At 36.5% G+C, this 11,163-nt stretch carries 9 protein-coding genes and 1 rRNA gene; 4 read left to right on the forward strand and 6 right to left on the reverse strand.

Features of this window, described 5'->3' with window-relative positions; genetic code table 11:
• Window positions 1-11 precede the first annotated feature (11 nt).
• The 4 genes from D1094_RS15870 to D1094_RS15885 are packed head-to-tail and all read left to right on the forward strand — an operon-like array spanning window position 12 to window position 4,224.
• Window positions 12-662: a methylamine utilization protein gene (locus D1094_RS15870; protein ID WP_118961086.1), complete on the forward strand. Its 651-nt coding sequence runs from the start codon at window positions 12-14 to the stop codon at window positions 660-662.
• Window positions 652-2,985, forward strand: coding sequence for an EAL domain-containing protein (locus D1094_RS15875; protein WP_118961087.1), 2,334 nt, complete (start codon window positions 652-654; stop codon window positions 2,983-2,985). The genes D1094_RS15870 and D1094_RS15875 overlap by 11 nt, the downstream gene beginning before the upstream one ends.
• On the forward strand, window positions 2,963-3,787 hold the full coding sequence (locus D1094_RS15880) for a DUF3034 family protein (RefSeq protein WP_118961088.1): 825 nt from the start codon (window positions 2,963-2,965) through the stop codon (window positions 3,785-3,787). The genes D1094_RS15875 and D1094_RS15880 overlap by 23 nt, the downstream gene beginning before the upstream one ends.
• Window positions 3,787-4,224 (forward strand): group 1 truncated hemoglobin, encoded by a 438-nt coding sequence (locus D1094_RS15885; protein ID WP_118961089.1) that lies wholly within the window; start codon window positions 3,787-3,789, stop codon window positions 4,222-4,224. Before D1094_RS15880 ends, D1094_RS15885 begins: the two co-directional genes overlap by 1 nt.
• Here the strand turns inward: D1094_RS15885 and D1094_RS15890 are convergent.
• From D1094_RS15890 to rrf, 6 genes are all read right to left on the reverse strand, one after another.
• Window positions 4,221-5,447 carry a hypothetical protein gene (locus tag D1094_RS15890; RefSeq protein WP_118961090.1) on the reverse strand — a complete coding sequence of 409 codons (1,227 nt, stop codon included), beginning with the start codon at window positions 5,445-5,447 and terminating at the stop codon, window positions 4,221-4,223. The genes D1094_RS15885 and D1094_RS15890 overlap by 4 nt on opposite strands.
• 1 nt (window position 5,448) lies before the next feature.
• Window positions 5,449-6,249 carry an outer membrane lipoprotein-sorting protein gene (locus D1094_RS15895; RefSeq protein ID WP_118961091.1) on the reverse strand — a complete coding sequence of 267 codons (801 nt, stop codon included), beginning with the start codon at window positions 6,247-6,249 and terminating at the stop codon, window positions 5,449-5,451.
• A gap of 55 nt (window positions 6,250-6,304) precedes the next feature.
• Window positions 6,305-8,644, reverse strand: coding sequence for an RND family transporter (locus D1094_RS15900; RefSeq protein ID WP_118961092.1), 2,340 nt, complete (start codon window positions 8,642-8,644; stop codon window positions 6,305-6,307).
• Window positions 8,645-8,727: 83 nt separating this feature from the next.
• The gene (locus D1094_RS15905; RefSeq protein ID WP_118961093.1) at window positions 8,728-9,480 is read right to left on the reverse strand and encodes a TetR/AcrR family transcriptional regulator; all 753 of its coding nucleotides are present in this window, start codon (window positions 9,478-9,480) and stop codon (window positions 8,728-8,730) included.
• Between the two features lie 222 nt (window positions 9,481-9,702).
• A complete protein-coding gene (locus D1094_RS15910; RefSeq protein WP_118961094.1) occupies window positions 9,703-10,908 on the reverse strand; it encodes a hypothetical protein in 1,206 nt (401 codons plus the stop codon).
• Between the two features lie 135 nt (window positions 10,909-11,043).
• Window positions 11,044-11,158 (reverse strand): 5S ribosomal RNA (rrf, locus tag D1094_RS15915).
• Between the last annotated feature and the right edge of the window lie 5 nt (window positions 11,159-11,163).

An 11,163-nucleotide genomic window follows, 5' to 3' on the forward strand; every position in this document is an offset into this window, starting at 1 on the left:
AGTTTATGTCTATGAGTTTAAAAATAATTATTAACGGATTAACCAGTCTGGCATTACTTTTCTGCTTACCACTTTTGGCGCAAACCACCTTAACGATACATAATCAACATAATCAAGCATTAAAAAATGCTGTCATCGAAATTCAAACACAGATAGCAGCCAAAACCGCTGTGGTAACCACTGAGCCGCTTATTATGGATCAAGTCAATAAATCCTTTGTCCCAGAAGTATTGATTGTCCCCCAGCATAGTGCAGTCGCTTTTCCTAACAGTGACGATATTCGCCACCATGTTTATTCATTTTCCTCGACAAAAACATTTGAATTAAAGTTATATGCAAACAAACCGAAAGACCCCATCCTTTTTGACCAACATGGTATTGTGGTCCTTGGGTGCAATATTCATGATGCCATGGTGGGCTATATTTACGTGACCAATAATCCATATACCTATTTAACCGACGAAAAAGGACAAGTTCAGCTACCGATACCAGCAACTGAGATAGAAAAGATTGATGTTTGGCATGCTAATACCACTGGGGATATCAATAGTCGTCAATCATTTTCCTCCTTCGCGACCAAAACAGAGCTAAAACTACAATTACCAACACAACAACCAAAACAACGTGATAGCTTCGAAGACGTTTTTCATCATGCTCAATAGATACAGTTTTAAAGCGCAAATCACCTGGCTTTCAACCAGCTTAATCTTGTTAACCGTTATCTCATTAACGGCAAGTTATTGGCTTCGTATAACTGAATATGCAGAAAGCCAAGTAAAAAACCAACTCTTGTTTGCTGAAAATGTTTTAAATCAGAACTTGGTCTCTCAAGAGAAAATGCTAACGACAGCAGCCAGAGTGTTAGCAGCTGATTTTGGTTTTAAACAAGCGGTTGCTAGTCGAGATAGCAACACTATCAACAGTGTCTTATTAAACCACGGTGAGCGTATCAATGCCGATTTAATGATGCTAATTGATGTCGATGGTCAGTTAGTTTCAACTAGTGCCAGCAAACCCCTTGAAAATGCCTTGATTGAAGACAGCATTAAATCCTTGCCGTTAATCGATGTTCACGCGCAGTTTTTAAGTATTGATAATTTTGTTTATCAAGTCATTGTTGTCCCCGTTAAAGCGCCTAGAACCATAGGTTATTCAGTCATTGGTTTTGAAGTGAATAAGGCCTCGCTATTACAATTAAAAGAACTGATTTTATTAGATATTTCACTAATTAAGGGAACAGTTCTTATGACCTCAACTATGGTTGAGCAAATCCCTGGTACACAATTATTATCGCAAGCAACGTCGCCACCAAGTAATTTACTCTGGTCAAGAGATGATTTTTATCATCAAGTCAGGCCGCTGGCTGATTCTAACGAAATCAATGTCATATTATCCGCTCCATTAGCTAAATATCACCGGGACTTTTACCAATTAGTTTATTCCATTTTAGTGATAGCGCTTTTTGTGATATTCATTGCAATCGCCTTATCTAAATTACTCTCACGAGGCATGGCAAAACCACTACATAGCTTAATGAAGCTAACCGAGCGTGTCGGTCGTGGTGATCTTAATGTACCTAAATTAACGACCGATTTACCCGTAGAATTTAGTGAGTTATACCAAAGTTTCTCAGTCATGGGCGCCGCTATAAAAAGTCGTGAAAAGGAAATTAAATTTCAGGCCGAAAGAGATATGCTCACGGGCTTATATAACCGACAGAAAATTTTACAGCAAGTCACTAAGTCAATGAATGAAAAGCAAAAGCTCTCGCTCATTGCTTTTAATATAAAAGGTTTTAAAGCACTTAATGATACCATTGGCCTTATTAACGGTGACAATATTCTTAAAGTTCTGGCTCAGCGAATAAGCCAGTATTTAAAACCAATTGATGGTATCAGTGTTAATGTCAAAGGCATCGCACGATTAAATGCTGATGAGTTTTTATTGGTGCTTGAACAATTAAACAAAACACAAATCAATCACTTTCTTGAACATTTATTATTAGAGCTAAACCGCCCCTATTGGATCAATGACATCAAAATCACCATAGCGCTTTCTTTTGGTGTGGTTTTGTCCGAAGATAATAATGATGATGCAGAGTGTTTACTGCGTCGTGCCTCCATGACTGTTGCAGCGGCAAATCAAGATCAAAGTCAAATTCGCTTTTATCAAACTGGTGAAGATGAAGCCTATCTAAATAAATTAGCCTTAATTGATGAATTAAAATCAGCGTTAGAGCAACCAGAAAGTCCTATGTTTATGGTATATCAGCCAAAATTAAATATTAAAACTGGAAAAATAGATAAATTAGAGGCATTAATACGATGGATAAACCTTAAAGGAGAGTTTGTTAACCCTGAATTATTTATCGACTTAGCCGAAAAATCAGGCTTAATTGTCAACTTAACACGCTGGGTAATTCTGCAAGTTGTCATACAAATTAAAAGTTGGGTTAACCAAGGTTACCAGTTTAAAGTATCCATTAACTTATCGGCACAAGACATTCAACATGACACGTTTGTAGAATATTTATTAGATACGCTTTCCGCCCATCAAGTTACTCCTGAGTCTATTACTTTAGAGCTTACGGAAAGAGATTTAGCTGAAAATGAAAGCTTAGTCATAACACGGCTAACCTATTTAAAATCACTAGGATTTCAAATATCCGTAGATGATTATGGCATTGGCCAATCATCCTTAGCAAAACTAAAGCAATTACCCGTAGATGAATTAAAAATTGATAAAGAGTTCATTTTAAACTTAGATTCAAATAAACAAGATCAAGACATTACCTCATCAACCATACTGCTAGGACACAAGTTAGGATTAAGCGTTGTCGCTGAAGGTGTTGAAACTCAGGCAAGTTTAGCTTTACTCGCTGATTATCAATGTAACTACGCTCAAGGCTATTATTTATCAAAGCCGCTAAAATCTAATGAATTAATTCAATGGTATATAGACTATGACAATAAAACGCTTCCTTAGCTGCGTATTTCTTATCTTGCCTACTTTGTGTTTCGCTGATGGTAAGATCTTAGCGACACCAGGAGTATCTCAAATTGAAGGCTCTGGCGGCGGCGGCATTGTCCCTTGGGCACAATTAGCTGGCTATGCCAGTGAAGATGAAATAGCAGCGTCTGCCTTTTGCTCAGTAGCCAATGTAAAAAACTTCAGTTTGAATGTTTGTGGCGCACAAGCCAATTTATACGATCGCGTTGAGCTTTCAATTGCCCAGCAACAGTTTGACGTTGATCCCCTTAATGTCACTCTCAAGCAAGATATATACGGTGCTAAATTTAGGTTATATGGCGACCTGATTTATAGCAACTGGCCACAATTTTCATTAGGGTTACAACATAAAAGACTCAAAACAGCTGATATTGCTTTTGCCTTAGGCGCTAAAGAAAAGCAAGGGACGGATATTTACCTAGCAGCGAGTAAGCTCCATTTAGGCGCTATTGCTGGCTATAATTTTCTCTGGAACGCAACATTTCGTTATACTCAAGCAAATGAAATGGGGTTATTAGGCTTTGGCGGTAAAAATTCAGCTGCGATATTCCCTGAGCTGTCAGCAGCAATTTTACTGAGTAAACATATCGCTATTGGCATTGAGTACCGTAAAAAACCGGATAATTTAGGCTTAAATGAAAGTCACTGGCGAGACATGTTTATTGCTTGGTTTCCAAACAAACACATCAACCTAACCGCTGCCTACTTAGATTTAGATACGATTGCTGGTATAGGCAACCAGCAAGGCTTCTACTTTTCACTATCAGGACAATTTTAATGAACAAGGTTACGCTATTTTTATTTTTCATGATATTTTCAGCGAGCTTATCTGGCTGTTCAACTACAATTAATAATCATCAAGGCAGCTTATATATTCAGCTAGGAGAAGAACAAGGCATCTCCCGTTTAGTCGATAGTTTCATAAAAGAGTTAGCCAAAGATAAGCAAGTATTTCCCTACTTCGCCAAAGCCAGTGTCAGCCATTTTAGAAAAGGCTTTATCAACCACATGTGTGATATCAGTGGCGGCCCTTGCAAATATAAAGGCGATAACATGGTCGATATTCATACAGGCATGAACATTAACGAAGCTGACTTTAACCGTGTTGTAGAATTGTTAGTTAAAGCGATGGAAAAAGAGAACATTAGCTATCGCACTCAAAATAAGTTACTCGCTAAATTGGCCCCCTTGCGAAGCGAAGTGATTAAACGTTAAAAATACCATTCAACACTAAATTGAGCATGATCGTCATCTCTAAGCATAAATGCGCTATCAATAGAATCACTACTTTGTAATAATCTTATATCGACACTTGCTTTAAAGCTATCTCCAAAGCGTCTAGTTGCTTCCATTAAAAAGCTATTCGCACTATGATCAAGATCAGTACTAACCCCCATTAACATCTCTGTACTTTGCATGTCATTAAATGCTAACCGAGTGCCGACAAATAGATCATTTTGAAACACAGATCCTGACTTCCCAAACTCAATAGTGTTAAAGTCAACAACGCCACGTGAATCCCAAGCGTATTCAGTAAGTAATCCTAAATCAAGGTTAGTATCAAAAATCCCAATGAAGCTATATTCAAATCCAGCTTGTGTGGCAACAAAACTTTCTGTGCTTGTTTTACGGTAAATACTTTCAAACTTCCATAACCAATCACCTAATGTTGCCTGAACATCTAAACCTAATTGATCCATTTGATTATAATATTGCTGAAGAACCACCCCTTCACTATTAAAACTAGGCGTAAGAATTGGCTCTCTGTTTGTCCCATGAAACCAATAGCTACCCAAATCAAAGTCACCAATACTATGTGCCCATCGCAAGGCTACATCTAAATGTTGTTGCTCAGCAGATGACTCATAATTAACATTGTTTTTATCGACAACAATCGGACCACGTAATCGACCTTGTTCACTCGCAAATGTACGTTCCCTAAAGCCAGGTAAGATAAAAAAATCAACGATTCCCCATGCTTGCACTAACGATAAGTTAATCATTTGCTGGCCTAGCTTATCTTCACCGTCAAAATCTTCTACGCCGTCTGTTTGATTAATCACATCAACTAGATGTTGAAATTCAGTAACTCCCCAGTATTCTTTACGGATACCTACACGTAACTCCCAATCATCTGCAGCATGAATATAAGCTAATTCTCTAATATCTCCATGCTGTCGATTATCATCTTGGCTGTCAACACGATAAAAAGGGGTGAATATAATGCTGTCAAAACCATCATTCCAACTCCAATAAAGTTCAGGCTCTATTGTTGCTGAAGATTGCCCACCATTAAACTGCCCCTCAAACTGAGCATCTTTAAAAAAGTGGCGATGCTCAACAGAGACTTTTCCTGACAATTCAAATTCTGTCGCACTCATTGAAATAGACGTAATCATACTTGTAATCAGTGCAGAGGCTAACCATGTACGTTTCATTCTATCGTGCTCGTTTTAATGAGTTACGGTTAAAGTCGCTGTCTTTTAAACCGGTCTTAAATTGGTAATTACTCCACTTTAACTCAGTACTTTTACCATTTTGATGATTTACCATATGTTGTATATCAGCACGCCAGTGCTTATCTAAATACTGTTTGTAATCACTAAAAGTTAACGTTTTAAGCAAAGAATCTTTTCGATCATAAAACTCAACTTTCTGAACACGGTATTCACTGTGATCAATCCAAACAACACGCCTTGTATATCCTGAGTTTTCATCGACCGGATACTGTTCAACTTTAAAACTCACTTCACCATTTACTGTTTCATCACCTAAATATTTATAAGTGTACTTTTCAACTTCAAATGAACTTAAATCTTCAAAAGCAAACTCCGAACCCATGAAAGGACCAGACTTGTTACGAGAAGATATACGTTTAACTCGTTTTAGCGCAGGTAAAAATAACCATTGCTCATCAGCTTCTATAGGATGAGAAAAACTCAAAAAAGCCGTGCCTTTAACATCTCTAGGCTTATTAAAAATGGTTAAGCTTTTATCGCCATCATTCTTTATTTCAAGGGATTTGATTTTAATTTCACGAATACTTTCTTGCCCTTGCTTATTTTTTAAGATCATTAACATGTCTGCAGATGAATCTTTCCAACCTTCATCTTTTTTCTTCGACTCTACAGAGATATCTAACCCTTTTTGCTCCTCTGCAGTTAAAGCATATACAGAAGCCGAGGTAACGCTTAGTAACAAGCTAGAGACTGTTGCTAATACTAATTTTTTATTTAACATAATTTTTCCATTTGCTATTTAATTGACTATATAAATTGACTAAAAAACCATTGTGCTAACTTACACTCGTTGAAGGCTCTACTTCACCATTTTTTAACGACTCTCGCTGTTTTTTCTTTTTTTTGTCTAACGCCATAAGTAATGGCGGTAAGAAAAGAAAATCAACAACTAAGGCTACAAATATAGTTAAGGCGGTTAATAGCCCCATTTCAGCATTCATTCTAAAGGTTGACTGTGCTAATACACTAAAACCCGCTACTAGTACAAAGGTCGTTATCCAAAGGGCTCTACCTACATTATCAAAAGCATAATGCACCGCTTCATAAGTACTTGCGTTCTTATCACGTTTAGCATGAATATATTTACTTAAAAAGTGTACGGTATCATCAACAACAATACCTAGCGTCATACCAATAACTACGGATAAACCTAAACCAACTTGTCCGCTATAAAGTCCCCATAAACCAAACGCGATTGCAGCAGGGATTAAGTTAGGTAATAAACTAATGAAGCCAAATTTAACGCTTTTTAATGCAAAGCCAAGTAATATCGATATTAATACTAAAGCTAATGTAGTTCCCACGAGCATGCTCGTGATATTTCGCTTACCAATATGAGCAAACATCAAACTAGGGCTAGCAAAATCTACCTCATATTGCGGCGCATTTTCCTTAAACCACTTTCGCATTTCGCTTTCAATATTAATAAGTTGATTACTAGTCATGTTTTTGAATGTTGCCACTATTCTAGATGACGATTTATCAACATTTAGCTGGTTATTTAAATCTAAACCATAAGGTAATGACATTTCATACAACAATAAGTATTGCGCTGAAAGCTCTTGGCTATCAGGTAACTTATACCAATTAGGATCATCTCCATGCATATTTTTATTTAAGCGCTTCAATGTATCGGTTATGGTATTAACGTGATCAGTTTCAGGTCTATCACGCAACCAATCACTAAAGTCTGATACGGCATGTAAGTAGCTAGGAGAATTAATACCACTAGCTTTACCTGTTTTTACTGATATTTCTACAGCCATCATCCCGGATAAATTGTCTTGCATATAGTCAGTCGCTGCGCGATAAGGAACACTCTTATCGAAATATTTGACAAAATCATCATTGAGTTCATTTTTGGGGATAAACGAAGCTGATAACAGAATAAAAACACTCGTAAATATGAGTAATAATTTTCTATTATCTATAACAAAATCTGCAAGCTTTGCCATACTATCTTTTTTGTTTTCTTGTTTAGCTTTTACATTGACTGGTAAAACAGTAAGCAGCGCAGGAAAAATAGTCACAGAGAAGACAAACGCGAGCATAACACCAATGGCCACAAGATTTCCTAAATCTCTAAAAGGCGGAGAATCTGAAAAGTTCATGCTTAAAAAGCCAATAGCGGTAGTAATACTGGTTAAGAATATAGGCTGAAAGTTAATTTTAATACTTCGAGCGATGGCCGTTCTCTTATCAGCACCTTGACGCATTTCATAAAACATGGACGTTAAAATATGAATACAATCTGCCACGGCCAAGGTTAAGATCATAGTTGGAGCAGATGCAGAAGGGCCTGTTAAATAAAAGCCTAACCAGCCCGCAAGCCCCATAGTAGTCACAATACTCATAATAATAATGAGTACCGTTGCAACAGTACCTGTAATAGTACGTAATAATAATCCAATGGTTACAATAACAACTAAAAACATTAATGGAATAAGTGTCGCATTATCACTAAGTGCAGATTCAGTGAAAGATGTGTTCATCATTATCATTCCAGATAACATCACTTGATTATCAGGATTCTCAGCTAAATATTTTGCTTTAATTGCTCTAACACTTTCTGCCACTTGTGGTGTTTCAGTTAACGGATCAATACCGGGTAATTGGACAGTGACATTAACGACTGAGACATGGCCACCCTTGGCAATTATTTTATTCAGCAATAAAGGCTCACTCAAGGCTACTTGCTTAATTTTTTCTAGATCTGTTGCTGACAAATTATCAGTTTTCATCACTAAGTCTTCAACGATCATATCGTCGTATTCAGCAAAGGTATGCTGAAAATTAGTTATAGAATCAACACGCGTAGAAAAAGGCACTTGCCAACTTGCTTTTGTTAGCCCTTTTATAGATTCTAAGTGTTTAGCAGTAAAAACATTACCGTCTTTAGGTATAACGATAAAAGCGACATTGTCAGTTTTATTATAAATTTTTTGCATTGACTCAAATGCGGTTAGCTGTGGATTTTCTTCACCAAAAAATACTCTATAATCATTTTTAAATACTAGCTTTTGTGCTCCTGCACCTGCAAATACCATCAAGGTGATACAAACTAGTATCACCCAAATAGGGTATTTACCAACAAAGCTATAAAGTTTATCTCGCATAGGTCACTCCATTTTCACTGACGATTCGTCACTTTATGAATTAAAAAAAACGGTGTAAAACACCGTCAATTATAGGCCAAGAACTAAAAATTAAGCTCTCGGCCTTTCTCTTTTATTAACATTAATTCGTTTGGAAAAACTTGTTCAATGGTTTTTCTTAACTCACTACAATGCTGTTTATCTTTTGTTAATGGCTTCCACTGCAATCCATCAAATAAAAGGTTACATTGATTAAATAATTCTCGCTCAACAATTAGGTTTGTTCGACCACTGCATTGCTCTACTTCACCAGAAAGTAAGGCAATAGTGCCATAGGCCATTGACCAATTAGCGAAACATAATTGTTGAATATCCATATGCTCAGGTAGCAGTAAGCTTTTATCAGCAATAGCTTCTTCGATAATCCCGAAAATTGCACCCATGAGTTTTGTTTCTAACACGTCTTGTTCTTTGATTCGGGCTTCACTAGATTTACCTATTACATTAGGCGCTTTAGCACAAATTTCAGTTTGAAAGAGCACAGGGTGTAAAATCGCATATAACAAATACGAAAAATTAGAAAGTAACATCCTTTCACGTGTACCCCCCTCAAATTGAAAAGCTCTTAAGAATAACCCTGATAATAACTTTACTGCTTGGTTACTAATTGCCAGCAATAAATCTTCTTTACCAATAAAGTGCTTATAGACTGTGCCCTTAGAATAAGGAACTTTAGCGACTACTTTATCCATAGTTAAATTTTCAATGCCTAATTTTGCAATTAGTTTTATAGCTTCATCAATTATTTGCTCTTCTCTGGCTTGAAGTGCTGCTTCATCGAGTATTCTGGGTGTCATAGTGTTTTATTACCTTATAGTGACGAAACGTCACTGACGATTAGTCAATAATAAACTCTTTGTAAAAAAGTGCAAGTTAAATGTAATCTAAATGTACGAGTAAATTAAACAAATCAAATAAGAAGGTATGAAAGTACAACTAAACTTGACTTAGTAACTTATTAAAAGACGGTGTTTTCCAATTAAAAAAACACCGAAAATAAACCAAAGGATAAATAGATATTAACCAAATATAGCTCTCATTAACCCTATTACATGCTCTACCGATTTGCCATTTTTTACTTCATTGATAATGGATTCTCGCTTTCCTTGAATATACTCAGGCAAAGATTCATCAGCAAGCGCCTTATCGACAATCATCTCTGCTGTTTGTTTACTTTTAATACGAGTAATAGTTTTTGTGGAGGTGGTATTTTTTTTACTACGCTTATCTAGAAGGCGAAGATAATTTGAGTTTAATGCTAAATTTTCATCAGCATATAAAAACACATCAATAAATAACGCTCTAGCTCGCCATACTTTATGCTCTATGCTTTCTTCTAATTCTATTGCTAGTTCTGGTTCAGCTTGATGCCACCAAGCAGAAGTTCTGATGGTACCAATCATGTCTTGCCAATAACCATCAAAGTCATTAGCGCTTAATTTCGCAATTGATAAACCTTGGCATAGAGTATCTATTTTACTATTGGTTAGCGCGATAAATTGATCAGGGCGTCTCATCGCAAGTAATCGAGTTGCAGGAGCTAAAGGGGCTTTCTCTCCTGATGGTTTATCAACTGCATATGAAGTAAAAATATCTCTATATGAATTAATAAACGCTTGGTATTGCGCAGGAGTTACATCTCCCTCCAAAGGAATATGACTTAACGCTTCATCAAATTTTTCTGGTTGTTGTTCAAGTAACGTTTGAAATATCTTGGCTCCCTTTGTTCCTGCAAACCATTCAACATCGAAAGTAAACACTGAAGGCTCATGCATTGAAGTATGTTTTCCAGAAAACGCCAAACGTTGCGTGTCACTCATTTGTGCAAGCGGAATATTTCTAATAGTGGATATATACTCTAAAAGACGTAAACGCTCGTCTAATGCGTGAATATCCGCTTGATGCTTTATAAAGTCGACATAGATCGGCCATGGAGCAATTCTCGTCATTTTCAGCTGACTGATGCTGACTGCGCTAATTAAAATATCTTCTAATTTTTTAAGCGGCTTGAATTGTTCTGGCTCTAATAAATCAAAATTAATTTTGTTTCTACATACATCAAGTAATGTATTACTCCACCCTAGAAAATCATCTGGATGTTCAGTTACTTTAACTGCCATCAGGTTTAAACTAATTTCAGCTATGTATTTTAAAGCATTTTGATAGATAGCATTTTCGGCATCTGAAAGTGCCATGTTAACAGGGGAAGATAACAACTTTCTCATTAAACTATTTATAACTCCGCATAAGGGTAATTGATTAGGACAAAGAAAATATATATTCTTTGCCACTTACACCTCTTCTTAAATTTTAAATAGCAAAAAGCCCGCAACATTGTTGCGGGCTTTTCTTAATTAGAAGCTTAGCAATGTCCTACTCTCACATGGGAACTCCCACACTACCATCGGCGCTAACACATTTCACTTCTGAGTTCGGAATGGGATCAGGTGGTTCTATGTCGCTATTGTCGCTAAGCAAAA

This window comes from Colwellia sp. RSH04, assembly GCF_003545765.1.
Lineage (GTDB): Bacteria > Pseudomonadota > Gammaproteobacteria > Enterobacterales > Alteromonadaceae > Colwellia.

Coding starts and splice junctions, on each gene's coding strand:
- D1094_RS15900 (WP_118961092.1), bottom strand. CDS start 8,644: ATGCGAGATAAACTTTATAGCTTTGTTGGTAAATACCCTATTTGGGTG.
- D1094_RS15890 (WP_118961090.1), bottom strand. CDS start 5,447: ATGAAACGTACATGGTTAGCCTCTGCACTGATTACAAGTATGATTACG.
- D1094_RS15870 (WP_118961086.1), top strand. CDS start 12: ATGAGTTTAAAAATAATTATTAACGGATTAACCAGTCTGGCATTACTT.
- D1094_RS15895 (WP_118961091.1), bottom strand. CDS start 6,249: ATGTTAAATAAAAAATTAGTATTAGCAACAGTCTCTAGCTTGTTACTA.
- D1094_RS15910 (WP_118961094.1), bottom strand. CDS start 10,908: ATGAGAAAGTTGTTATCTTCCCCTGTTAACATGGCACTTTCAGATGCC.
- D1094_RS15880 (WP_118961088.1), top strand. CDS start 2,963: ATGACAATAAAACGCTTCCTTAGCTGCGTATTTCTTATCTTGCCTACT.
- D1094_RS15875 (WP_118961087.1), top strand. CDS start 652: ATGCTCAATAGATACAGTTTTAAAGCGCAAATCACCTGGCTTTCAACC.
- D1094_RS15905 (WP_118961093.1), bottom strand. CDS start 9,480: ATGACACCCAGAATACTCGATGAAGCAGCACTTCAAGCCAGAGAAGAG.
- D1094_RS15885 (WP_118961089.1), top strand. CDS start 3,787: ATGAACAAGGTTACGCTATTTTTATTTTTCATGATATTTTCAGCGAGC.